We start from the raw sequence: 25,987 nt of genomic DNA, 5'->3' as shown, positions 1-25,987 counted from the left end.
AAGGAGGAATAAACATGGGATTAAATTTAGTATATAAAATCTTAGAGAAGCATTTAGTTGAAGGGGAGCTTATCCAAGGTGAGCCAATTGGAATAAAGATAGATCAGACACTTACTCAAGATTCTACTGGAACTATGACTTATCTTCAATTGGAAGCAATGGGGATAGATAGAGTAAAAACAAAAAGATCTGTAGCTTTTGTTGATCATAATATGCTTCAACAAGGTTTTGAAAATGCTGATGATCATAAGTATATACAAACTGTTGCAGCAAAATACGGAGTACTGTTTTCAAAGCCAGGTAACGGAATATGCCATCAAGTTTTCCTAGAAAGATTTTCGACTCCTGGAGATACTTTAATTGGTTCTGACAGTCATACTCCAACAGCTGGTGGAGTAGGTATGATAGCTATAGGTGCTGGTGGGCTTGACGTAGCAGTTGCTATGGGGGGAGGAGCATATTTTATAAACGCTCCAAAGGTATGTAAGATAAACCTTACTGGTAAGTTATCCCCTATGGTTTCAGCAAAGGATGTAATACTTGAAGTTTTAAGAAAACTTACGGTAAAAGGCGGAGTAGGGAGAGTATTTGAGTATGGTGGAGAAGGTGTTAAAGCACTTTCAGTTCCTCAAAGAGCGACTATTACAAACATGGGAGCTGAGCTTGGGGCAACTACTTCTATATTCCCAAGTGATGAAAAGACTTTTGAATACTTTAAAGCCCAAGGTAGAGAAAATGAATGGAAGGAACTTCTACCAGACGAAGATGCTATCTACGATGAAGAAGTGACTATAGATTTAGAAAAGTTAGAGCCACTTGCGGCAAAGCCACATAGTCCTGATAATGTTGAAGAGATAAGAACTATAGGTAAGATTAAAGTTGACCAGGTTGCTATTGGAAGCTGTACAAATTCTTCCTATGAAGATTTGATGAAGGTAGCTAAGATACTAAAAGGCAAAAAGATTCATCCTGATGTGTCCTTAGTTATAGCGCCAGGTTCAAGACAAGTTATGGAGATGATATCTCGTAATGGAGCTTTAGGTGATATCATAAGTGCAGGTGCAAGAATTCTTGAAAATTCCTGTGGACCATGTATAGGTATGGGGCAGGCTCCAGGAACAGAAGGGGTTTCACTTAGAACCTTCAACAGAAACTTTTATGGAAGAAGTGGAACTTTAACAGCTAAGGTTTATTTAGTAAGTCCAGAAACTGCTGCTGTAAGTGCAATAACAGGCGTGCTTACAGATCCAAGAGAATTAAAGACTGATATAAATATAGAACTTCCTGAAAGATTTATATTAGATGATTCTATGATATTAAAACCAGCTGAGACATCAGGAGAGGTTGAAGTTGTAAGAGGACCAAATATAAAGCCATTTCCAAATGGAGTTGCTTTAAAGAATGTTTTAGAAGGCAAGAATCTGCTAAAGGTTTCTGATAATATAACAACAGATCATATCATGCCTTCAAACTCAAAATTACTTCCATATAGATCAAATGTACCTTATCTTGCAGATTTCTGCTTTAATACAGTAGACACTGACTTCCCTGCAAGAGCTAAGGAGTACAATGGAGGATTTATAGTTGGTGGTAATAACTATGGTCAAGGTTCAAGTAGAGAGCATGCTGCCTTAGCACCGTTATATTTAGGAGTAAAAGCTGTAATAGTAAAGAGTTTTGCAAGAATTCATAAAGCTAATCTAATTAACAGCGGTATACTTCCATTGACTTTTGAAAATGAAGCAGACTACGATACTTTAGAACTTTTAGATGATTTAGTGATTAATAATATAGATAAAGACATATATACTGGAAAACTTAAAGTAGAAAATAAGACTAAAGGAACTAGTTTTACAGTAGTAGCAGATTTATCCCAAAGAGAAATAGAAACACTATTAAGTGGTGGAAAGCTTAACTATACTAAGGAATTAATGAAAGAAGGTACAGAGAATGCATAAGATAACATTAATACCTGGAGACGGAATAGGACCTGAAGTTAGTAATGCTATGAAGATGGTGTTAGAAGCATCAGGAGTAGAAATAGAATGGGAAGAGGTTCAGGCTGGAGAAGCACAGATAGAAAAATACGGCACACCACTTCCAGATCATGTTATTGAAGCTATTAAGAGAAATAAAATTGCAATAAAAGGACCTATAACAACTCCTGTAGGAAAAGGCTTTAAAAGTGTTAATGTTACTTTAAGGCAAAATCTTGATCTTTATGTTAATCTTAGACCAGTTAAAAGCTTTAAAGGAATAGAATCAAGATATTCAGATATAGACTTAGTTATAGTAAGAGAAAATACAGAAGATCTTTATGCTGGTATCGAACACAAAATCGGTGAATACGGTGCTGAAAGCATAAAACTTATAACAAAACCTGCATCACAAAGAATTGTGGAATTTGCTTTTAAATATGCTAAAGATAATAAGAGATCAACAGTAACCGCAGTTCATAAAGCAAATATAATGAAGCTTTCTGATGGATTGTTCTTGAATACTGCTAGAGAAGTTGCTGAAAATAACACCGAAATTAAGTTCAATGATTTAATTGTAGATGCTGCAGCGATGAATTTAGTAATAAATCCTCAAAAGTATGATGTTATGGTTATGCCTAATCTTTATGGAGATATATTATCAGACTTATGTGCTGGCCTTGTTGGCGGACTTGGTATAATACCAGGAGCAAATATAGGCAGAGATTATGCAGTGTTTGAAGCTGTTCACGGAAGTGCTCCTGATATAGCTGGTCAAAACAAAGCTAATCCAACAGCACTTATACAATCTGCTATAATGATGCTTAGACATATAGGTGAATATGAGCATGCTGATAGGATAGAAGCTGCGCTTTCTAAGGTGTTCTTAGAAGGAAAAGTGCTTACAGGAGATTTAGGTGGAAGTGCTACAACCACTGAATTTGCCGAGGCAATCTGTGGAAACTTATAATTTATAAAATTTTTAGAGTAAACTAAGTTAAATATCATGTTATATATAATAATTTGAGTATATATAAAGTTGAATAATGATTAAGAATAAACTGAAATAATATAAAAAAATTGCTGATAGTGTAAAACTATTAGCAATTTTTTTGTATAAATACTATGTTTAATTACTATTAATGACCTACATTTTGAGAAAATTGTTTCATAACTGCTTGAACTTCTTCTACTTTTTCAGGCTTAAGCAAAGTAAGAATTTTTACACCAAATTGCTGTGCGTCTTCAAAAGTGAAGGTTCCTTCTGCTTGCTTTTGGAAATTTCCAGCAAGTAATGTTTTAGCTTCTTCAACCTTGTCTTCTTGTACTCTCTCTAAAATATAACCTAAAAATCTTTCTTGTCCCTCGTTCATAAGTTAATCTCCTTAATTATATAATATTTAATTATTAAAATTGAAGAATATAGTATGTAAAATACCTACAATTCAAAAATAAGCTTTTCATATTATCTAATGGTTATTATATCAAATGATAGACTAATATTAAATATCCTTAAAATAGTTCGAAAGTTTATCTCTATCAGGGATGAAGAGTTTTTTGCTTTCCACTATTATTAAGTCTAACTCTTGTAATTTTTTTAAAGCTCTAGATATAGTTTCTCTTTGACTGCCAAACATATCAGCAAGATACGTAACTGATACATTGAGATTAATCAAAGTTCCTAAAGGATGAGAAACGCCATAATCTTTTGAAAGTTTCCAAAGTTTTGCTGCCAATTTTTTCTCTATTTTTATAGGAGTAGTATTTTTCATCTGCCTATAAAGTCTTCTAACTTTTTTTGCTAAAGAGTTTATAACATTTTTAGTGAAAGCAAAGTTTTCTTCCATAAGATCTATAAAAGTTTTCTTATCATATACAAGAAGGTATCCTTCTTCAAAGGTCTCACAGCAGATTGAAGCAGGTAAGTCATCTAAAATAACTTCATTCAATATCTTTCCTTCTCCTAAGATAAAAACAACTTTCTTTTGAGCATTTTCACTTAATTTGTATAAGGAAAACTTACCCTTCAAAACAACAAATATATTGTTAACCATATCCTTATCCATAAATACATGGGCATTTTTATCGAATTTTTTTACTTTTCCAACAGTGTAAAGTTTTAATAAAAATGCATCGTCAAGCCCAGCAAATATCTCTAAATTTTTAATGTGATCAAAGTTAAATTCAGTCATAATATCCCTTCTTAAAGAAAATATAAATCCATTTTATCAGAGTTTAGAGGAAAGATACACAATAACATAAATTTAAATTTAAATTATGTTTAAATACTGTGTTGAAATTAAGATGTCACTTCTACAAGGCTATAACGAGTTTTATAAAAAACTTAAAATTCATTTAAAAATTAAAAAGAGAATTTTTTTAGTTTCAACTGCACATAATAATACCGTTCAAAAGTAGGCTTTAAAAATATATATTATCTTTCACGGTAAGCCTCAATAAAATATAAAGGAGGGAATTCCAATGGCAAATGCAAAACAAAACGTACAAACAACTTTTGATGAGTTAAATCACTGCAAACAACATCTTCAAGATGCTTTAAACACAGTTGAAAAGGATCAAAACAGACAAAAGATCCAAAGATCTTTAGATGCTGTTAACAATGCAATCAATGTAACACAAGACACAATATCAAGCTATACTGAAAGCTAGTATACATAGATATTTAAGAGGAACCCTTGATTTTCAAGGGTTCTTTTTGTATTTAAACGGAAGTGAATTATTTTGCCACTTTCCTAATTATATCACCTAGACTAATAAAATTGCAGCATTACTTTATACTATTGTATTATTGAAATGTATTTAACTTCTCCAAATATGCCACATTGCATTGTCTGTGCCTCTAGCGAATACATCAGTTCTATTTGGTCCCCAGGAAACAGCAGCGGGATCAGAGGTTATAGTTCCTCCAATATCACTCCAATTACTCCAGCGAGAACCATTCCAAGACATTGTCATTAATTGATTATTTTGACCTCTTGCAAATACCTCTAGCATGTTGCTTGCTCTAGAAGAAACTGCAGGCGCTGAAGTTAATGTGCCACCAAGGTTTTCCCAATCACTCCAGGCAGAACCGTTCCAGAATATGTGCCATAGGGCGTTATCAGTGCCTCTGCCAAATACATCAATTCTATTATTTCCCCAAGAAACAGCAGCAGGTGATGAGGTCAGTGCTCCTCCAAGGCTTTCCCAGTCGCTCCAGCGTGAGCCATCCCACCATTTGTGCCAAAGAGCATTGTCAGCACCTCTAACAAAAGTATCAAGCCTATTAGGTGCCCAAGAAGCAGCAGCAGGTGCGGAGGTTAGTTCTCCACCAAGGCTTTCCCAATCACTCCAGCGAGTACCGTTCCAGAATATATGCCACATTGAATTATCAGTACCTCTAGCAAATATATCAATTCTGTTGTTTCCCCAGGAAACAGCAGCAGGTGCAGAGGTTAATATTCCATCAAGGCTTTGCCAATTACTCCAGCTGGAGCCATTCCACCATTTATGATATAAAGCACTATTGCTTCCTATTGCAAAGGTATCGAGTCTGTTAGGTGCCCAAGAGGAAGTAGCAGGTCCAAAAGATAAAATCCCGCCTAGGGACTCCCACTGACTCCATCTATCTTGTGGACCAGGACCAGGTGCTGCGCTTATATTTCTTAGAGTAAATTGTATTACATCTCTAAAGGTGCTATTTATTACGCTATTAGGTACGCCAGCGGCAAGAAGAGCAACAAATATCCAAGCATTACTTCTCCTAAAACTGTTAAATATAGCATTTGTTCTTTGATTTATATTTCCGGTGTGGATTGGGGCGTTATTTATTGTGTAGGCTATGGCAATCCTGAAGTAGGTATTTATTAATACTGGATTTACCCATCTTTGAAGGTTTCTGCTGAGATTAGGCATCTGGAGATTTAGTAATACTAATATTCTGTTTATTTCCTGCTGAGGAGCTCTAGTATCATCGATATAACCTTCTTCATCAAAGAAGCGATAGTATTCAATATCATCATAATCCTCAAAGTTTCTCATATGTTCATTTGAAAACGGGCTAATAGTATATTGTATACTATTGGGGTAATAAAAAAATTGGCTGTTATACATTAAAATATTCAAGAAGCGATAGTATTCAATATCATCATAACTCTCAAAGTCTCTCATATTTTCATTTGAAAACGGGTCAATAGTATATGGTATACTATTGGGGCAATAAAAAAATTGGTTGTTATACATTAAAACACTCCTATGATTTTTGCTGCGGATTAAAATCCTCATCACTTATATTTTATGATTAGTAGTAGAATATGTTACCGATAGCAGTGGCAGTTTGATAGATAAGAAAAACAGGTAGGGGAGTTTAATCACGATACTAATCGGATATTAAATATCCTTTTGATTGTATGCATAGATGCTATATGGCATACTAATGACATACCACTTGAATTTAGTTATGATTCGACCAAGTACGAGAGAGGGTTATATATTTTATTTGGAGTTAAGGTGAATAAGGAATGGAAACCAAAGTGATGTAAAAGCAAGTTAGTCGAATATTAAGGCAAATTCAAGTATGAGGCTTCGAGTAATTTAATATAGTTGTAGAGTGTATGGGTATTATACCAAAAATCATATTTGAAAGATTTAAAAGAATCAAAGATGCTCTTAAAAAGTTTTTGAGTAGACTGTGATGTTTATCACAGTCTACTTTTATTTTTTTTAGTAAACTAATGATATACGGGAGGGATTTATTATGTTTAGTGAAGAAATTAACAAAGTTGCCCAGGCGGCAAAAGGGAAAAGTGAATTATTAAGAAAGAATAAGGTTGGTTATTTATTATCATCAGCTTTTGCAGGCTTGTACGTAGGATTAGGTATAATGCTTATATTTACTGTAGGTGGATTACTTTCAGCAGCAAACTCACCAGCTACAAAGATTGCTATGGGAGCATCCTTTGGTGTAGCACTTTCATTAGTTGTTTTTGCTGGATCGGAATTATTTACAGGAAATAACTTTGTAATGACAATCGGTGCTTTAAAGAAAACCGTTTCATGGTTAGACGTTATACTAGTATGGGTTGTAAGTTTTATAGGTAATCTTGCAGGTTCAGTGTTTGGTGCTTTCTTGTTCTATTCTGCTGGACTAGCTTCAGGACCAGTTGGAAAGTTCATATTAAGTGCAACTACCACTAAGATGAATTTATCAAGTCAAGAACTTTTTGTTAGAGGAATTCTATGTAATGTGTTGGTATGTCTTGCAGTTTGGTGCTCTTTCAAGATGAAGGAAGAAATAGGAAAGCTTGTTATGATCTTTTGGTGCTTATTTGTGTTTATAACAGCAGGTTTTGAACATAGCATAGCTAACATGACACTTTTATCAATAGGTCTATTTATTCCACATCCAGCTACTGTAAGCTTAAGTGGTTTTGTTCATAATTTAACATTTGTAACTTTAGGCAATATTGTTGGTGGTGCTGTAATATTAGCAATACCTTACTACTTAATATCTAGAGAAAAATAAGAGGTGCTATTATGGGATTTAAGATGACTGTAGAAAGTTATAATGAGTATTTAGAAAAGCTTTCAGAAGAATATAAGATATTTGCGCCAAAGGTATTTGAAGGAAAAGGAAGTTATTCAGATACAGACGTAGTTAGATATGGCGAAATAAGTGACATTAATGAAGTTGTATTTGATAAAAAATCAGATTTTTCATATAAGGAAGTATTACTTCCAATCACTCAAACTTTGTTTTACTTTACAGAAGATGAATGGATAGAGCCAAAGCAAGAGGAAAAAGGAGCAATAATTTTCTTGAGAAGCTGCGACATGCATTCTGTAAGAAGAATTGATGATATATATTTAAGAAATGGTTTCGAAGATCCATATTATAAAGCTCTTAGAGAGAGAACAAAATTTGTTCTTATAGGATGTAGTGAAAGCTTTGAAAACTGCTTCTGCGTAAGCATGGGAACAAATAAAACTGATGAACATCAAGCTTATATAAAAGTTGAAGATGATATGGTTTATTTTGATGTTAAAGATGATGAACTTGAAGCTCTTTTAGGAGAACTTTCAAGAGAAGAAGAAGAGGTTAATGTTGATTTTGTTACTGAAAATGGAGTAAAGGTTAACATACCAGAAAACTTAGATTTAAGCGTAATGGACTCATCAATGTGGAAGGAATACTCAGCAAGATGTATAGCTTGTGGAAGATGTAATTTTGTATGTCCTACCTGTACATGCTTCACAATGCAGGATGTATTCTATAAAGATAACAAAAAGGCTGGGGAAAGAAGAAGAGTTTGGGCTTCTTGCCAAGTAGATGGATATACAAATATGGCTGGAGGCCATGGCTTTAGATTAGATAAAGGTCAAAGAATGAGATTCAAGGTTCTTCATAAGGTATATGATTATAAGAAAAAGTGGGGATATAACATGTGTGTTGGCTGTGGTAGATGTGATGATATCTGTCCAGAATATATATCCTTCTCAAACTGTGTAAATAAACTAGAAAAAGGAATGGAAGAGGTGAAAGCAAATGAATAATCCATATATGCCATCAAAGTCAACGATTTTAGATATAAAAAAGCATACAGAAATAGAATATACTTTTAGGCTTTCATTTAAAGGTGATGTAAAACCAGGACAATTCTTTGAAGTGTCTCTTCCAAAGTACGGGGAAGCTCCTATATCAGTAAGTGGAATAGGTGAAGATTATATAGAACTTACTATAAGAAGAGTTGGAGTAGTAACAGAAGAAATATTTAATTACTATGTTGGTCAGCAATTATTTTTAAGAGGACCTTATGGTAATGGATTTGATATAGAAAACTATAGAGGGAAAGAAGTTATAGTTGTAGCAGGTGGAACAGGTCTTTCACCAGTAAAGGGAATAGTAGATTATTTCTCACAAAATCCTAGCGAAGCCAAGAAATTTACTCTAATATCAGGATTTAAGTCTCCAACTGATATGTTATTTAAAGATGATATGGAAGTATGGAAAAATAACATAAATCATATCTTAACTGTAGATACTGCCCCAGAAGGCTATGAAGGTAAGGTAGGACTTGTAACTAAGTATATTCCTGAATTACAGATTGATGATATGGAAAACGTAGAAGTTATAGTTGTTGGACCTCCAATGATGATGAAATTTACAGTAGGTGAATTTTTAAAGAGAGAAATTAAAGAAGAAAAGATCTGGATATCTCACGAGAGAAAGATGTGCTGTGGTCTTGGAAAATGTGGACATTGTAAGATTGATGACACTTACGTATGTTTAGATGGTCCTGTATTTAATTATTCAGTTGGAAAGCTTCTAAGAGATTAGAGGGAGGTAAAGATAATGGATATAAACACTAAAGCACTTAAAAAAAATGCCTTCAGAGTTACTAAGAAGAGAGGAATAACTTCATCTAGAATAAGAGTACCTGGTGGACATTTAGATTCAAAGTATTTAGCTAAGATTGGTGAAATTGCTGAAAAGTTTGGTGATGGATCTGTTCATATAACTACAAGACAGGGATTTGAAATCACTGGGATAGATATGAAGGACATGAATGAAGTAAATTTAATGCTTCAGGATTTAATCGAAGGACTTGAGATAAACCAAGAAGAAGAAGGAAAAGGATATCCTGCTGCAGGTACTAGAAATGTGACTTCTTGTATAGGTAACAGAGTGTGTCCATTTGCTAATTACAATACAACTGCCTTTGCTCAAAGAATTGAAAAGATGATATTTCCAGATGATCTTCATGTAAAAATAGCTTTAACAGGCTGTCCGAATGACTGTCTAAAGGTTAGACAACATGATTTTGGTATCATAGGAATGACTGAACCTCAATACGATGCTTACAGATGTATAGGATGTCAAGCTTGTGTTACAAACTGTAAGAAAAGAGCTACTGGAGCTTTAAAGTTTGAAAACTTCAAGGTTGTAAGAGATCATGATAAGTGCATAGGCTGTGGTGAGTGTGTAGGTAAGTGCCCAACTGGAGCTTGGACTAGAAGTGAAGAAAAGTATTATAGACTTGCCATAATGGGTAGATCAGGAAAGAAAAACCCAAGACTTGCAGAAGATTTTATAATATGGGTTGATGAAGAAAGTATAAAGAAAATAATAATGAATACTTACGAATACGTAAGAGAATATATAGATAAAGATGCTCCTGGCGGAAAAGAACATATTGGATATATAGTTGATAGAACTGGTTTCCAAGAGTTTAAAAAATGGGCATTAAAAGACGTAGAACTAGGACCGAAGGCAATTCTTAAGGATAATGTATATTGGAGTGGAATAAGATATTAATTTTAAGGGGAGCAAACTAATTGCTTCCCTTAATGTTTTAATCAATATAATTAATGTTGATATATAAGCAGTTATTAAGATTTATAAATAATTAAATAGGAGCAAATATGTCCACTTTCTTGAAGTATAGCTGTTATTAGGTTATACTTTTGTTGTTAAGAATTTATAGTGACAATGTGGCTTAAGAATATTTGGAGTGATAATTTATGAATCAGCTTATTGGATTTAAACGAAATCTATCTCTTGATATAAGAGAAAAATTTGCAATAAGGCAAAGTAAGATAGATCAATACCTTTGTGAACTAACTAAAAAGTTCTCCGAGACTATTATAATAAATACTTGTAATAGAACAGAGATTTACTTTAATGCAGATAGAAGCAGTGAAGAAAATATAGATTACATATTTGATATATTTAATTGGGATAAAGATTTAAAAGAGTACATCTTTCACGATAAAGATGACAAAGTCACAGAGCATCTAATGGAGGTTGCCTGTGGCTTTCATTCTAAGATACTCGGAGAAGATCAAATACTTGGGCAAGTAAAAGATAGTTTTTTATATTCCAAGGATAAAGGAATAGCTTCTGGTGAACTAGGAAGGCTATTTCAAACTGCCATAACATGTGGAAAACAATTTAGGACAGAAGCAAAATTATACGAAATTCCAGTATCATCATCTTCAATAGCAGTTCATGAAGCTATAGATAGAGGCTATAAGACCTATATGGTTATAGGATATGGAGAGATAGGAAGTTTGGCTGTAAAATATCTTTTAGGGCAAGATGTACATAAGATCTTTTTGGTGGTTCGAACTCCTGAAAATGTAAAAGGTATATTTGATCCTAGAATTGAAGTTATTAATTTTAATAGAAAAAATGAAGTGTTAAAGGAAATTGAATGTATTATATCATGCACTTCAGCTCCACATCCTGTTGTGAGATATGAAGAGATTCCTAAAGAAGCAGACTTATTTATTCTTGATCTAGCAGTACCAAGAGACGTGGATAAAGAAATTAAGACTTTAAACAATGTAGAGCTTCTTGATATTGATGATATATCAAAAATAGATGATAAAAATAAAGCTTTAAGAAGAGCACGAATGATTGATTTTAAGTATATAATCAAGGAATACTTCATTGAGTATAGCAACTGGTTGAAGATGAGAGAATTATCTCCTATAATTTCAGCTATGAAAGAAGCAGGAAAAGAGATAGTAAGTGATAGATATGAAAGTTATAAAAATAGAGCAAACGATAAAAACTCCGAGAGGTTAGCAGAGACTCTTATAAAAAGCACCTCAGATTATTATGTAAATAAAGCAATCAATATACTTAAAGAAGCAAAGTTAAAGGGATGTGAAGAACAGTGCATGGAGATAATAAGCAAGATATTTCTAAGCTAGAATATATGTTTTTATCCTTAATAAGCAGTAAGCTAAGAGTTTTAATCATTGGTGGAGGAAAAGCAGCTTTAATAAAGGCTACAACTTTAATGAAAAATGGATGTAGTTTAACGATTTTAGCTGAGCATTTTGATGAAGAGATAGAAGCGTTAAGTTCTACAGGAGTAGTTGAGCTTGTAAAAGGAAGCTATAGTGAGACTTGTTTAAGCAATAAACATTTAATCTTCATATGTATTAATGATAAAATCACCATAGAAAAAATTATTGAAGATTGTGAAGAGCAAAGTAAGTTATATGTAAACTGCAGTGATTCTAAAAATGGATTAGCAGTTTTGCCTATACAAAATAATAATGGAAGTTTTTCATGCGCAGTCCATACTAATGGTGGTAATCCTAAGATGTCTAGAAAACTATTAAGTGAAATGGGCAAAGCTGTGGAGCCTTTAATGACCATAACAGATTTTTCAACTTCTTTAAGGCGGAGGATGAAAGAAACAGGTTTTATTGATAAGACTATAATGGAATTTATTATTTCTGATGAGTATAGCTTTTTCTTTGAAAAAGGTTATGGAGAAAAAATACTATACTTGTATTTTAATAAAGAATATTTAGATAAATTATTTGAAGATGATTTTGTTTTATATGGAGGATATGACCATGAGTTTGATTATAGCAACTAGGAAAAGTAAGCTTGCACAGACCCAAACTGAAATAGTTATGGAGCTTCTAAGAAATAAAGGTAGCATAGAAAGTGAAAAGCTGCTTATGAGTACCGAAGGTGACAGAAGACTGGATGTAGCACTTAATAAAATAGGTGGAAAAGGATTATTTGTAAAAGAAATAGAGTATGCATTGCTTGACGGAAAAGCTGATGCCGCAGTACACAGCATGAAGGATGTTCCTTTTGCATTGGAAGAGCCTTTCGAGATTGTTGCAATGCCAGAGCGTGAGGATCCTAGAGATGTATTTGTATCTATGAAAAACATCAGTTTTTATGAGTTAAAAAAAGGAGCCAAAATAGGTACTTCTAGTATAAGAAGAAGTTCTCAATTAAGAGCCTTAAGACCAGATATTGAGATTGTTCCTATCAGAGGAAATGTTCAAACAAGATTAGATAAGATAGAAAAAGAAAATCTAGATGGAATAATTTTAGCAGCAGCGGGGCTTAAAAGACTAGATATGGAAGCTATAATAACTGACTATTTCGACGAAGAAGTATTTCTTCCAGCAGTAGGGCAAGGAGCGCTAGGTATTGAGACTTTAAAAACAAGTGATAAAAAACATATTTTCTCGAAGCTTGATGATGCTAAAACAAGAATCACTGTAGAGGCAGAAAGAAGCTTTATGAAAGAACTTAATGGAGGCTGTCATTCCCCAATAGGGGCTTATGCAAAGATTGAAAATAAGGACATTTATATATTAGGTATATATGAAATTAATAATAGATTAGTGAAGAAAGATGTTCAAGGTAAAGTTGAAGATCACATTGAGCTTGGTAAAACTTTAGCTAAAAAGATTATAAAAGAACTATGATTAATGAGGTGAAATAATGTCAAAAGCATATATTATAGGGGCTGGTCCTGGTGATGAAGGCCTACTGACCCTAAAGGCAGTAAAGGTGATGAAGGAATGTACTGCGGTACTTTATGATAGACTTATAGGAAATAATGTATTGTCATATTTGAATGATAGCTGTGAAGTTTACTTTTGTGGCAAAGAGCCGGGCTGTCATTACAAAACACAAGATGAAATAAATGCTATGTTAGTAGAACTAGCTAAAAAAGGACATACTGTAGGAAGAATAAAGGGTGGAGATCCTTATGTATTTGGAAGAGGCGGTGAGGAAGTTCTAGCCTTAGAGGCTGAAAATATTCCTTTTGAGGTTATACCAGGAGTGACATCAGCAGTTGCTGTTATGAGTTATGCTGGAATACCAATAACACATAGAGGACTTTCTCAAGGTTTCCATGTGCTTACTGGCATGAGTGCAGCTACTTTAAATATTCAATGGGAGGTATTAACTAAATCACAGAATACCCTAGTGTTTTTAATGGGACTTGAAAATCTAGGAGATATAGTTAACAATCTTATAGAAAATGGAAAGCCTAAGGATACTCCTTGTGGAGTTATAATGAGAGGGACTACTGCAAAGCAAAAAAAGGTAATTGGCACTTTAGAGAACATAGAAGAACTAGTAAAAGCTAATAATTTAAAATCTCCTTCAATAATAGTTGTGGGGAAGGTTGTAACTTTAAGTGATAAATTAAATTGGTTTGAAAGATTACCGCTTTTTGGAGCAAATGTTTGTGTAACTAGAACTAAAAAACAAGCTCAAGGTATGAAAGAAAAACTAAGGAGCCTAGGAGCAGAGGTTACTGAAATACCAGCAATAAAAATTGTGGATACCACTGAAAATCTAGATCAATACAAAGATAATATAAGTTCTTTTGACCATGTAATTCTAACTTCAGTTAATGGAGTTAATATATTCTTCGATTATTTGAGAGATAATAGTATAGATATAAGAAAAATTAAAGCAGAGTTTGCAGTTATAGGTGAAGCAACTTTTAATGCATTGAAAGAAAGAGGAATAATTGCAAATATAATGGCAGATGAATTTGTAGCTGAAGGTCTTGTAAGTGAACTGAAAAACTATGAATTCAAAGATAAAAAGGTTCTTATGCCTATATCTAAGAATTCAAGGAATGTAGTAGAGGAATTTTTAAGAGAACAAGGAGCTATGGTTGAAAGAGTACATACTTATGAAACTCGAAAAGCTGAATTGAAGAATTTAAGCTCCTTTGATAGTGTAAACTCAATTATATTTACAAGTCCTTCTACAGTAAACAATCTAGTAGATATGGTAGGAATCGATAAGGTTAAAGAAAAGTTATGTATAGCTATAGGGCCTATAACTTATAAAGCGTTAGAAGAAAAGGCTATAAAAGCAGTGTTATCAGAAACTCATAGTGAAGATGGTGCTATAGAAAAACTTACAGAAGTATGGAGTGAATAACATGAATAAGAGAAATAGAAGACTTAGAACAAGAAAAGAGATAAGGGATTTAGTAAGAGAAAATTCTTTATCTCCTATGGATTTTATATACCCGATTTTTGTGGTTGAAGGAAACGATATAAAAAAAGAGATAGAATCTATGCCTGGAAACTATCATTTTTCAGTAGATAGATTAGAAGAATTAGTAGAGGAAATTAAAAAAGCTAAAGTAAGAGGTATTATGCTTTTCGGAATTCCTGATGAAAAAGATTGCTGTGGATCAGAAGCATATGCAGAGGATGGAATAGTTCAAAAAGCAGTAAGAAGAATAAAGGAATTGGATAAAAACCTATGGGTGATTACTGATGTCTGCTTATGTGAATATACAGATCATGGTCATTGTGGAATTATAGAAAATGAATATGTTAAAAACGATGAAACTTTAGAAGTTTTATCTAAGGTTGCAGTATCTCATGCAAAGGCTGGAGCAGATATGGTGGCTCCTTCTGACATGATGGATGGAAGAGTTAGAGCTATAAGAGAAGCTTTAGATGAAAACAGCTTTGAGAATGTAGGAATAATGGCATACAGTGCTAAGTACTGTTCAGCTTTCTATGGACCATTCAGAGAGGCTGCTAACTCAGCTCCACAATTTGGAGACAGAAAGAGTTACCAGATGGATCCTGCAAACAGTAGAGAAGCAGTAAGAGAAATGGAAAATGATATAGAAGAAGGCGCAGATATCATAATGGTTAAACCTGCTTTATCATATTTAGATATAATAAAAATGGCAAGAGACAAATTTGATTATCCAGTAGCTGCGTATAGCGTAAGTGGTGAGTATGCTATGATTAAAGCTGGTGCAAAGCTTGGATATATAGATGAGAAAAAAATAGCTTTAGAAAGTCTTCTTTCTATAAAACGTGCAGGTGCTGATATGATAATAACTTATTATGCTTTAGAAGCATCAGCTTGGCTTAAGGAGGAATAAAAATGAATAGTAGTGAAATATTTCAGTTATCACAAAAATATATGCCTGGTGGAGTTAATTCACCAGTTAGAGCTTTTAAGGGATTAGATATAGATCCTCCAGTAATAAAGAGGGGGGAAGGGGCTTATATCTACGACGAAGATGATAAGAAATACATAGATTTTGTTGGAGCTTGGGGACCTATGCTTTTAGGACATAAGGATGAAGCGGTTATAGCATCAATGAAGAAAGCATTGGACGACGGCTTAGCATTTGGTGCTCCAACTTATTTGGAACTAGAATTAGCTAGGTTTATGTGCGATACCTTAGATAATATAGATATGGTGAGAATGGTTAATTCAGGTACTGAAGCTACTATGAGTGCAGTAAAGCTTGCTAGAGGATATACTGGAAGAGATAAGATAATAAAATTCTCAGGCTGCTATCATGGGCATTTTGATGGTTTTTTAGTTAGTGCAGGTTCAGGAGTTCTTACTGGTGGTATACCTGGCAGTGCTGGAGTTCCAAAGGGAAGCATATCTAATACTTTAGTAGCAGAGTACAATAATATATCTTCTGTAAAAGCTATTTTTAATGCTTTTGGTGAAGATATAGCTGCAGTCATCATAGAACCAGTAGCAGGAAACATGGGAGTGATAAAAGCTGAGGATGCTTTTATGAAAGAACTTAGAGCTCTATGTGATGATAATGGAAGCCTTTTAATATTTGATGAAGTAATGAGTGGTTTTAGAGTAGCTTATAAAGGTGCTCAAACCTTATTTGATGTAAAACCAGACTTAGTTACTTATGCAAAAATAATGGGTGGAGGGATGCCTTGTGGTGCTTATGGAGGCAGAAGAGATATAATGGAAAAACTATCTCCATCAGGACCTATATATCAAGCAGGTACAATGTCAGGTAATCCTATAGTAATGACTGCAGGAATAGCTACCTTAAAGAAGCTTAATAGCAATCCTATGTATTATGAAAACATAGAAAAGTATGGAGCAATATTAGAAAGAGAAATAAAGGATATTTTATCACAAAAGGGAATAGCGAGCGTTATTAATAGATGTGGTGGAATGATGACTTTATTTTTTACTGAGAATAAAAGCGTAAAAACCTATGATGATGTTAAAACTTGTGATATAGATTTATTCAATAGATATTTTACTCATATGTTAAGTGAGGGGATATATCTTCCTCCATCCCAATATGAAGCTATGTTTTTATCAGTGAAGCATGGTGAAAAAGAAATACAAAGTTTTGCTGAGGCTTTAAGAAAACTTTAAAACGAGGTAGAAATGAAAAAAGGGTTGATTGTATTAAGTAATGGTACAGCAGATTTAGACGCTCTAAATAGATATGAATGCGTTATTGAGAATATAGATACAAGTAAATACTCTGAGGTAGTAAAGGCATTTGCTTCAGCTAAAATAATCGATAAACTAAAAGCTAGACATAATGTCTCAATACCTAACTTAAGAGAAGGAATAGAGAAGCTTATAAAAATTGACGTGGAACATATTACTGTAGCTACTTTATTTTTAATAGAGGGAAAAGAGTATGAAGAGGCTGAGAATGTGATTAAAGAGCTTAGAGAACAAAATAGTAATCACAGTATAAACATAACTCATGCAGCTCTTATACAACAAGATAAAAAAAGAAACTATGAATTTATAGATGCAATTAATCCTATTATTAATAAAGAAGATGAAATAATTATGGTAGCTCATGGAACAAGTCATAAGGCGCAGCAGAGCTATTATGAATTTCAAAAAAGCCTTAGAGATAAAGGTTATGAGAACATTTATATAGGTACAATAGAAGGCGAACCTTCTTTTGAGGATATAGTGAATCAATTAAACAGTAGAGATGTTAAGAGAGTTGTACTTCAGCCTTTTCTTTTTGTACTAGGTTTTCATGGGAAGAAAGATTTGATTACTGATAATCCTAACTCTTGGAAGAGTAGACTGATTAGAGAAGGTTTTGAGGTTATTGTATCAGATAAATCATTGTCAGAGATACAAGGAGTTATTGATTTAATTGTTAATAGCGAATATAAAAAAGAGAAACTTTAATATAAGTTTTTCTTTTTTTATATTAATAAATTAAAATAGTTTAATATCAATTTTAGTGATAGAGCTTTTTATGTCATAGTAAGTTTAATTACATATTTGTATGATACAAACTCTACTATATATAAATTTAAGTCTTTGCTAAAAGATTTATATATAATGGAGTTTATCTAAAGTAAGGTTATACACACAACAGCACTATTCATCGCATCCGCAGTTAAACTGGAATATCTCAGCTGTTCTTTTAAAGCGTTCAGCTTTTTCTATATCACCTTTCAGTTCTTCAAGTTTTGCAATTAAAAAGTAGGTTTCACCACAGTCATCTTTAATAGTAAGAGTTTTCTTTAGAACTTCCTCAGCCTTCTCAATTTCATTTTCATCAAGAAGTTTTTTTGCAAGAGTTAAATGAGCAACTAGGTTATTCTTTATAGAATCCTTTTTTAGTACTTCATCTAATACTGCTTTTACTCTCTTACTTGTAAAAGGTTTTTGAAGATAAGCAGCAGCTCCAAGTTTAGTGCATTCAACAGCATTTTTTATTGTACCGAAAGCTGTCATAACTATCACAGTTATATTCTTATTATATTTTTTTATATATCTCAATAATTCTGTGCCACTAACCTCAGGCATTTTTATATCAGTAAAAACTATTGCTATTTCTTCTTTTCGTATTATATCTATAGCTTCGTTAGCATTTATGGCTTCAAATACATGAAAACCTTCCATATCTAAATATGTTTTAAGCATCTCTCTTATATTTTTTGTATCATCTACTACTAATACCTTTTTCATAATTAATCCCCCTTATTTGGCAATTCAAAAGTGAAAATACTACCTAAGCCATATTGACTTTCACAATAAATGCTTCCGCCGTGAAGCTCTACAATCTGTTTTGAAAGTGCTAAACCAAGGCCAGTGCCTTCGCTTTCACTATTAGCTCTAAAGAACTTTTCAAATATTCTAGTTTGATATTCGTTGGTTATACCTATTCCATTATCTTTAACGAATATGCTTATATGATCAAAATTTTCATAGGCACCAATCAATACAGTCCCAAAATTTCTAGTATATTTAATTGCATTAGATAAAAGATTGTTAAGTACCCAACCTATCTTTTCTTCGTCAACATATACTTCAGGTAGGTTGTGTTGAATACCTATACGCAGTTCTATATTTTTATTTTCTAGCAGTGAGTAGTATTCATCTACACTTCTATTTATAATATCTTCTACAGAGCAGAAGGACATATTTAATAATTTTTGATCAGATTCTAATTGCCCGTATCTTAAAAAATTATTTATTAAGTTTAATAGTTTTTGGCTATCTTCACTTATTGCAGAAACTATTTTATTAAAGTTTGTGTTAGATTCCATAAGCTCAGAATCTTCAAGTAAGCTTGCTCCCATCATAATAGAGGTTAACGGAGTCTTTATCTCATGCGATAATGAGGATATTAAATCGTGTTTTAATTTCTCTATCTTTTTAATCTCAGTTATGTTCTGAAAATATACCACTATACCATTAGTTTTGTTGGCATTGTCCTTAATGAGAGATAGATTAATCTTAAATACAGTGCTATTGTTTTTAAAGCTCATGATTTTGCTGTCTTTTTCTAGAGAATTATCCATTACATTTGATATAAAATCAAAAAGCTCCCCGTATGTTAAGGTTTCTAACACATGTCTGCCAACAGCTTGAGCCTGAGATATCTTAAAGTAATTTTCTGATTCATCATTTAGAAGTACTATTCTGTAATTAGTATCTAAAACTATGATTGGATCAGATATACTTTTTAAAATAGCTAAAGATCTATTTTTTTCATCTAATAGTTTACCAAAAGTGCTGTGTTGAAATTGACCTATTTTTTCACTCATATTATTAAATTCTTGAGCTAAGATACCAATTTCATCATCTGATAAAATTTCTGCTCTATGTGTAAAGTCACCTTCCTTTGTTTTTATTATATCATCATGAAGAGAATATAAAGGACTAAGGAATTTGTTTATATATCTTATGGAGAAAGCTAGTCCCACCAAAATTAAGAAAATGCTTAAACCTATGGTTGTATTTATTGAGAAGCTTATACTGTTTTTCATTGAGTCTTTTTGTTTTACGATAGCTGTGTCGTTTATATCAATTATTTTACGCAAAGATTTTGTAAGGGCTTCATACAATGGTTGTATTTGTTCTGTGTATTGTGATAGTGCTGCTTCTTTACCTTTTGAATCTCTTATGGCTGTAATACTGGTCAATGAATCTAAAAAAGCAGAGTAATCAGTGTTTATCTGGTTAATAGCAGATGATTCGCCTTTCTCAGTGACATTATTTAATTCTGAAAGATAATTTTCATGGAAACTATTATTTGTATCATAAAAATTCCGTATGAATACAGGATTTTTTGTGTTTATGTAGCTAATTATATCTTGAGATTCTTCATCTATGATTTGGATCATTTTGTTTGAGGTTTGTATGCTATCATAATTTTTAGCTACCAGCTTAGTAGTATCTTGTTTTACCTCGAATAAGTTAAAAAGTGATATTCCTACAATAATAAAATTGATGAATAATAAAGCTAGAAATAAGCAAATAAACTTTAGCTTTAAACTGTTTTTCATAATGTCCCCTTTGAATATGTTTTATATAATATATTATCGTACTTAAATCGCAGATTTATATAACATTAAAATTATACATTAAATGAGGTTCAAGCGCTACGCTTGAACCTCATTTAATCTAATCTATTTTATAGAACTTTCATATTCAGCAACCATTCTCTTAACCATTTCTCCACCGACACTTCCACACTGTCTTGAAGAAAGATTACCGTTGTATTCCTTGAAAGGAACTCCTAATTCGTTAGCAACTTCATTTTTAAATTTTGATAGAGCAGCTTTTGCTTCTGGAACTAATTTTTGTGCCATAGTAAAATCCTCCTTTAAGATTTTTATTTGCTAAAGCTTCTTTTGCTTTGCACTATTATTGTGTGTACATATCTTTTTTATAAACTATGAAAATAAGTCTAATTAAGGGAATAGGCACAGAAAAAAGTAAATTAAGGAATAAAAATTATTCTTTAATAAACCCTCACCATAATAATATTGCCTTCAATTAGTAAAATTATTTATTGAAATTTTTACAAATTTATTTTATGTTTATAGGATTTAAAGCCGTAGCTAGATTCAGCTGATTTTATAGCATTGATAATTGCTTTTTCCATGACTCTAGCTGAAAGTAAACCTACAACATTAATATCAGAAACTACATTGCCTGTTGCCATTGTAAAGATGGTATCGCCATCAACCATTGTATGTGCTGGTCTCATTGTTCTTCCAAAACCATTATGAGCCATAGAGGCTACTTTATTAGCTTCAGCCTTTGTAAGAATAGCATTAGTAGCAATGAGTCCTATGGTTGTATTTCCGTTGAATACATTATTCTTTTTAGAATATTGAGAGATCATAACTTCTTCTGTATTAACAAAGTTTTCAAAATTTTCATCTAAAGCTCCGGCGATGATTTCATTAGTTGAAGGGTCGATTACATCTCCAAGACAATTAACTGCTACTATCGCACCTATTTGTAAATCACCTACTTGAACAGCATATGTTCCAAGTCCGCCTTTCATGGAAAACTGAGGTCCTAAAATCTTTCCAACCGTAGCACCGGTACCAGCACCGATATTTCCGTTTAAATCTTCCTTAAGCGTTTCAGAGTTTATGCAAGCATCAAAGCCCATTTTTTTATCAGGTCTAATTTTTCCGTTTCCGCATAATAGATCAAATAGTACAGCTTGGCAAACAATAGGTACTTTAGTTACAGAAACATCAAAGCCAATATCATTATTTTCTAAGTATTCCATTACTCCTGCAGCAGCATCTAGACCAAAGGCACTTCCGCCTGAAAGCACAACTGCATGAATCTTTTCTACCATCTCCGTAGGGTTTAATAAATCTGTTTCCCTAGTACCAGGAGCTCCACCCCTTACTTCAACTCCACCAGAAGCACCTTCTTTACATATAATAACAGTACATCCAGTTCCGGCTTCAAGGTTTTCACTGTGTCCAATTCTGATGCCTTCTATATCACAAAATTTTATCTCGTTCATTTCTTTTACTCCTCTCGAATAATATTGTTTTCAAATACGATTTTATATACAGTAAAAAAGTGTGCGGCTATTTTCGTAGCTACACACTCATAATATTATTTTCTAATCTTAAGTATTGCTAATACAACTGGAACTGTTATTATTGTAGAAACTAAAGCTTCTGGAATACCATTGGTCATTCCGATTGCAACTATAGTCTTTCCAGCTGCAGAAGAACTTATATTTATAGCTTTCGCAAATCTATCAACATAGACAATGTAGATCAAGCTTAAAACTAAAACTGTATTTGTAAGAGTACCAAGTACAGCCGCAGTTCCTACTGAAAGTACATCGCTTTTTTCGCTTAGTCTAAACTTTACAAATAAAAAATTAAGTAATATTAAAACAGCAGCGGCTATACCATAACTAACCATTACAGGTAATAATACTTTAAGAGCTAAAGCAACTATAACTGATAAAAATGTTATTACAACGGCCCCCGAAACTGAAGGATTCTTCTTAACTGCTTTTGTTATTCCAATATATGAGTAGTAACTTACAACCCCGATTAAGATTCTAGGAAGTAGAGCCACTATTGGATTCCAGAATACAAAGCTTGTAACTGTTGGAGCAGTAAATGCTTGATACATACTAAATAATCCAAAACATAGGCCTATTAGCCCCCCAACGATTGGTCCTTCTATTATAGCACCTATTATAACTGGTATATGCATTATTGTTGCATTAACTGGCGGTATTTTTATAAAACCTAAACCGCTTAGTCCTAAGAAGATTGATATGGCAGCTAACATTGCAGTTACCACCATTTGTCTAGTACTGAATTTTGATTTGTTTAAACCTCTTTCCATGTTTTGCCTCCCGTTCTTATTCCTTAAATATAGTAGGATATAATTCGGCTTTTAGTAAAAAACCATTTAGTTCGGTTTCGTGAGAATACCGACAAATGTATTTTAGCATGTATTAATTTTTTATCAAGACATTTGAACAAAAAAATATTTTTGATAAATTCATTGTAAAAGTATAGTTATTGGTATTACTATATTAAATGTGAGTATAAATAATATTCTGAATTTTACTGGAGAAAACAAACACGTGAACCAGTATAGTATAATACTAGAAATTTTTAAAGTTTAATCATAATCGTACATATTGTAAATTAACAGTTTTTATAGAGCTCCTAACTCAACTATTAATTTGTACATGGACGGAAATCTCCAGAAGCCTGGATTTTTGGACAAGTATAAATTAAGTATAGTTACATGAACTCTTTATAAAGGATGAAGTGAAATTTCTTAGGATATATATTTATACAAGGTTAATATCTGAATCTTAATATAAAAATAGGGCAATAATAATTAAAGAGAAAGGGAGGTGCTACAATTGTCTAGTTTAGAAATATTTAATGAAATAGAAGCACATTTGTTATCTGATGAAAGACCATCAGAATATTTAAACAAGCTTAAAAAAGATGGAGTTTTACATAAAAGACCATTTGATATAATAGGCGGATTAGAAAGTATTGAGCAAGAGAAGAAATTTCATCCTGAAGGAAATGTATGGAATCATACTATGATGGTAGTGGATCAAGCTGCATCAAGGAGAGAAATCAGTGAAGACAAAAGAAGCTTTATGTGGGCGGCATTACTTCACGATGTTGGGAAGATAAAAACAACTGTAAAAAGAAACGGAAGGTGGACAGCTTATAACCATGATTCAGTAGGTGCTGAGATGGTTAGGCGTTTCTTAAGAGATCTTTCTGAAGATGAAGGGTTCAATGACTCAGTGATTGGTCTTGTAAGATGGCACATGCAAAACCTTTATGTAAATAAAAGACTTCCTTTTGCTGAAATATCGAGTATGATAGAAGACTGTTCGGTACATGAAATCACACTTCTATCCTTATGTGACAGATTAGCTAGGGGTGAAATGAAACCTAACGAAATATATGAGGTAACTGAAAAACTTGAGAAATTTGTGGATACAATAGCGTCCACAACAGGGGAAAACTATGATTATCTCAAGAAACAAATATTAGATAAAGAGATTCAGCATGCTTAATCACAATAATATGATAACAATAAAAAGGTTTATTCTTGGATAGTAGAATAAACCTTTTTATTTTTTTGTTAAAAGAAAAATAGATGATATATTGCAAATTATTGCCATATAATTTACAATATATATATATAGTAGTTACGCAATGAAATCTTTGATAAATGAGTATTATACAATATTAAACAACATACATGTCTTACAATCACAGGTTCTTTTCTGATCTTAATTCAAAAAATAATCTTATAATTCATCCTTAAACAATTAACTTAAGTGGCAAAAAAAAGTTTCTTTAAAATCTAAGAAATAAATTAAGTTTTTAAACAAATAATCTTTCAATGATTTTTTATGGTGCGTAAATGCTATGTTATAAAAAATATAAAAGAAGGGTTTGATAGTTTTATGTTTAAAAGAAATAACACGGGATTTAAGAAAAGATTAGGAATTTTCTCTGCAGTATTCATATTAACCTTAACTGTCATACAGTTAAAGTTTTATGATGAAAATGCTAATGCGGCAACAAGAAATATAGCTACGGGTAAAAGCATTACAGCAAGTGATACCATGTCTGGAGCTGCATCACTTATAACAGATGGAGATGTAAACAGTAATAATTTTGTTGGGGTAACACAAAATCTACAATGGGTACAAATCGATTTGGGACAGCCGTATAATATAAATAAAATAAATCTCTGGCATTATTTTGCTGATGGAAGAACATACCATGATGTTATTGCAAGGGTATCCAATGACCCAAACTTTAGTAGTGGGGTAACAACAGTATTTAATAATGATAACAACAATAGTGCAGGTCTTGGTACAGGAACTGATGCTGAATATGCAGAAACTTCTGCAGGAAAGGCGATAACTTTCTCAACCATAAGTGCAAGATACGTGAGGCTATATTCAAATGGAAGTAGTGCTAATATATATAACCACTATGTAGAGGCTCAGGTTTGGACTATGGATGAACCAGAACAAGCTACATTTTATCAAGATATTAATTATGGAGGAGTTTCAGTAGCACTACCTATAGGAAACTATACTCTTTCACAGTTAACGGCTACTGGTATACCTGATAATTGGATGTCTTCATTAAAGGTTCCAACTGGATGGACTGTTGAAGCCTACGCAGATGACAACTTTTTAGGAACAAAGTGGACATTCACAACAAGCTCTTCTTGGGTTGGCACTGATGCCAATGATAAAATGTCTTCGGTGAAGATATATCAGGGAACTCCAACACCGCTTCCAACATCTAATATTCTGTTTGATGACTTTAATTATACTGGCTCAAGTGATGGAACTTTAACAACTCATGGGTGGACTCTTAGAAATGAAATATCTGGTCCAGGCCCAAGTGGTTGTAAGTTTTCACCAAGCAACATTTCATTTCTAAATGACCCTCAAAATTCTACAAATAAGTTAATGAGGCTTACTGCAACTACTAATGGTACTGGTGCAGGGACAAGCCAAGCTGAGATATATACTTCAAACAGAAAGTATAATAAAGGAACTTATGCAGCAAGAGTTAAGTTTACAGATACACCTACTTCGGGAACTGATGGAGCTGGGATAAATGAAACCTTCTTCACAATATCTCCTTTAGAAGGATATAGAGATCCAAATTATAGTGAGTTAGATTTTGAATATTTAGCAAATGGGGGATGGGGGCAAGGTCAGGGAATGTGGACAACTTCTTGGCATACCTATACTGCTGATCCTTGGTATAAGGATGGAAGTTCTAAGTTTGGGGCTGGTTCATATGCAGGATGGCATAACTTAGTTATTAATGTCACTAGTGATGGAACTACAACATATTTCATTGATGGCAAGCAATTTACTCAGGATACTCCATACTTTGGACCAAGAAAGCTTATGAATATTGACTTTAATTTATGGTTTATAACAGGTGAGGGAGAGAATCCTCTTATAGCAAGTACTTACGTGGAAGATGTAGACTGGGTTTATCATGCTAAAGATACTATACTTTCACCTTCGCAGGTTGATTCAGCAGTGCAAAGTATGAGATCAAGCGGAATTACATTCACAGACTTGGTTAAATAGAATAATAGGATTTTGATGGAAAATAAT

24 protein-coding genes are annotated in these 25,987 nt (G+C 32.9%); 16 read left to right on the top strand and 8 right to left on the bottom strand.

The annotated features are described in order from the left end of the window. Window positions 1-14: 14 nt before the first annotated feature. Both J3477_RS11835 and J3477_RS11830 read left to right on the top strand, forming a co-directional pair. Window positions 15-1,958, top strand: a complete 1,944-nt coding sequence (locus tag J3477_RS11835) for an aconitate hydratase (protein ID WP_206870156.1) — start codon at window positions 15-17, stop codon at window positions 1,956-1,958. Then, on the top strand, window positions 1,951-2,946 hold the full coding sequence (locus tag J3477_RS11830) for an isocitrate dehydrogenase (NAD(+)) (RefSeq protein WP_206870155.1): 996 nt from the start codon (window positions 1,951-1,953) through the stop codon (window positions 2,944-2,946). The genes J3477_RS11835 and J3477_RS11830 overlap by 8 nt, the downstream gene beginning before the upstream one ends. Window positions 2,947-3,115: 169 nt before the next feature. On the opposite strand, the gene J3477_RS11825 is transcribed toward J3477_RS11830, so the two are convergent. Both J3477_RS11825 and J3477_RS11820 read right to left on the bottom strand, forming a co-directional pair. Beyond that, the gene (locus J3477_RS11825; RefSeq protein ID WP_206870154.1) at window positions 3,116-3,349 is read right to left on the bottom strand and encodes a hypothetical protein; all 234 of its coding nucleotides are present in this window, start codon (window positions 3,347-3,349) and stop codon (window positions 3,116-3,118) included. Window positions 3,350-3,478: 129 nt separating this feature from the next. Further along, window positions 3,479-4,168, bottom strand: a complete 690-nt coding sequence (locus tag J3477_RS11820) for a Crp/Fnr family transcriptional regulator (RefSeq protein WP_206870153.1) — start codon at window positions 4,166-4,168, stop codon at window positions 3,479-3,481. Window positions 4,169-4,457: 289 nt separating this feature from the next. On the opposite strand from J3477_RS11820, the gene J3477_RS11815 reads away from it, so the two are divergent. Next, on the top strand, window positions 4,458-4,646 hold the full coding sequence (locus tag J3477_RS11815) for an EscE/YscE/SsaE family type III secretion system needle protein co-chaperone (protein ID WP_206870152.1): 189 nt from the start codon (window positions 4,458-4,460) through the stop codon (window positions 4,644-4,646). Between the two features lie 150 nt (window positions 4,647-4,796). Here the strand turns inward: J3477_RS11815 and J3477_RS11810 are convergent, their stop codons facing one another. Beyond that, window positions 4,797-5,657, bottom strand: coding sequence for a PLL family lectin (locus J3477_RS11810; RefSeq protein WP_503826902.1), 861 nt, complete (start codon window positions 5,655-5,657; stop codon window positions 4,797-4,799). 1,075 nt (window positions 5,658-6,732) lie between these two features. Between J3477_RS11810 and J3477_RS11805 the strand changes: the two genes are divergently transcribed. From J3477_RS11805 to J3477_RS11755, 11 genes are all read left to right on the top strand, one after another. Beyond that, window positions 6,733-7,500 (top strand): formate/nitrite transporter family protein, encoded by a 768-nt coding sequence (locus J3477_RS11805; RefSeq protein ID WP_206870151.1) that lies wholly within the window; start codon window positions 6,733-6,735, stop codon window positions 7,498-7,500. Window positions 7,501-7,511: 11 nt separating this feature from the next. Then, on the top strand, window positions 7,512-8,528 hold the full coding sequence (gene asrA / locus J3477_RS11800) for an anaerobic sulfite reductase subunit AsrA (protein WP_206870150.1): 1,017 nt from the start codon (window positions 7,512-7,514) through the stop codon (window positions 8,526-8,528). Further along, on the top strand, window positions 8,521-9,312 hold the full coding sequence (asrB, locus tag J3477_RS11795; RefSeq protein WP_206870149.1) for an anaerobic sulfite reductase subunit AsrB: 792 nt from the start codon (window positions 8,521-8,523) through the stop codon (window positions 9,310-9,312). The genes asrA and asrB overlap by 8 nt, the downstream gene beginning before the upstream one ends. 15 nt (window positions 9,313-9,327) lie before the next feature. Next, complete coding sequence (gene asrC, locus J3477_RS11790) at window positions 9,328-10,290, top strand: sulfite reductase subunit C (RefSeq protein ID WP_206870148.1); 963 nt, start codon at window positions 9,328-9,330, stop codon at window positions 10,288-10,290. 206 nt (window positions 10,291-10,496) lie between these two features. Further along, window positions 10,497-11,693: a glutamyl-tRNA reductase gene (gene hemA, locus J3477_RS11785; RefSeq protein WP_206870147.1), complete on the top strand. Its 1,197-nt coding sequence runs from the start codon at window positions 10,497-10,499 to the stop codon at window positions 11,691-11,693. Further along, window positions 11,657-12,373 (top strand): NAD(P)-dependent oxidoreductase, encoded by a 717-nt coding sequence (locus J3477_RS11780; RefSeq protein ID WP_206870146.1) that lies wholly within the window; start codon window positions 11,657-11,659, stop codon window positions 12,371-12,373. The genes hemA and J3477_RS11780 overlap by 37 nt, the downstream gene beginning before the upstream one ends. After that, window positions 12,351-13,226: a hydroxymethylbilane synthase gene (gene hemC / locus J3477_RS11775; protein ID WP_206870145.1), complete on the top strand. Its 876-nt coding sequence runs from the start codon at window positions 12,351-12,353 to the stop codon at window positions 13,224-13,226. The genes J3477_RS11780 and hemC overlap by 23 nt, the downstream gene beginning before the upstream one ends. Window positions 13,227-13,242: 16 nt before the next feature. Beyond that, the gene (gene cobA, locus J3477_RS11770) at window positions 13,243-14,709 is read left to right on the top strand and encodes a uroporphyrinogen-III C-methyltransferase (protein ID WP_206870144.1); all 1,467 of its coding nucleotides are present in this window, start codon (window positions 13,243-13,245) and stop codon (window positions 14,707-14,709) included. Between the two features lies 1 nt (window position 14,710). Continuing rightward, a complete protein-coding gene (gene hemB / locus J3477_RS11765) occupies window positions 14,711-15,679 on the top strand; it encodes a porphobilinogen synthase (RefSeq protein WP_206870143.1) in 969 nt (322 codons plus the stop codon). Between the two features lie 2 nt (window positions 15,680-15,681). Then, entirely contained in the window at window positions 15,682-16,950 is a 1,269-nt protein-coding gene (gene hemL, locus J3477_RS11760) for a glutamate-1-semialdehyde 2,1-aminomutase (protein WP_206870142.1), read from the top strand. Window positions 16,951-16,962: 12 nt separating this feature from the next. Next, window positions 16,963-17,739, top strand: coding sequence for a sirohydrochlorin cobaltochelatase (locus J3477_RS11755; RefSeq protein WP_206870141.1), 777 nt, complete (start codon window positions 16,963-16,965; stop codon window positions 17,737-17,739). Window positions 17,740-17,934: 195 nt separating this feature from the next. Here J3477_RS11755 and J3477_RS11750 read toward each other — a convergent pair whose 3' ends face one another. From J3477_RS11750 to J3477_RS11730, 5 genes are all read right to left on the bottom strand, one after another. Continuing rightward, complete coding sequence (locus tag J3477_RS11750) at window positions 17,935-18,528, bottom strand: response regulator (protein ID WP_206870140.1); 594 nt, start codon at window positions 18,526-18,528, stop codon at window positions 17,935-17,937. 2 nt (window positions 18,529-18,530) lie between these two features. Then, window positions 18,531-20,351 carry an ATP-binding protein gene (locus J3477_RS11745; protein ID WP_206870139.1) on the bottom strand — a complete coding sequence of 607 codons (1,821 nt, stop codon included), beginning with the start codon at window positions 20,349-20,351 and terminating at the stop codon, window positions 18,531-18,533. 123 nt (window positions 20,352-20,474) lie between these two features. Next, window positions 20,475-20,657, bottom strand: a complete 183-nt coding sequence (locus J3477_RS11740) for an alpha/beta-type small acid-soluble spore protein (protein ID WP_206870138.1) — start codon at window positions 20,655-20,657, stop codon at window positions 20,475-20,477. A gap of 212 nt (window positions 20,658-20,869) precedes the next feature. Then, the gene (locus tag J3477_RS11735) at window positions 20,870-21,841 is read right to left on the bottom strand and encodes a P1 family peptidase (protein ID WP_206870137.1); all 972 of its coding nucleotides are present in this window, start codon (window positions 21,839-21,841) and stop codon (window positions 20,870-20,872) included. A 95-nt stretch (window positions 21,842-21,936) separates the two neighbouring features. Further along, window positions 21,937-22,689 carry an ECF transporter S component gene (locus tag J3477_RS11730; RefSeq protein ID WP_206870136.1) on the bottom strand — a complete coding sequence of 251 codons (753 nt, stop codon included), beginning with the start codon at window positions 22,687-22,689 and terminating at the stop codon, window positions 21,937-21,939. A 532-nt stretch (window positions 22,690-23,221) separates the two neighbouring features. Between J3477_RS11730 and J3477_RS11725 the strand changes: the two genes are divergently transcribed. After that, window positions 23,222-23,899: an HDIG domain-containing metalloprotein gene (locus J3477_RS11725; RefSeq protein ID WP_206870135.1), complete on the top strand. Its 678-nt coding sequence runs from the start codon at window positions 23,222-23,224 to the stop codon at window positions 23,897-23,899. 396 nt (window positions 23,900-24,295) lie between these two features. Beyond that, the gene (locus J3477_RS11720) at window positions 24,296-25,960 is read left to right on the top strand and encodes a discoidin domain-containing protein (RefSeq protein ID WP_206870134.1); all 1,665 of its coding nucleotides are present in this window, start codon (window positions 24,296-24,298) and stop codon (window positions 25,958-25,960) included. The last annotated feature ends 27 nt before the right edge of the window (window positions 25,961-25,987 follow it).

Source organism: Clostridium zeae, from assembly GCF_017312485.1.
Lineage (GTDB): Bacteria > Bacillota > Clostridia > Clostridiales > Clostridiaceae > Clostridium_AR > Clostridium_AR zeae.
This window is presented reverse-complemented; position numbering and strand designations above follow the sequence as displayed.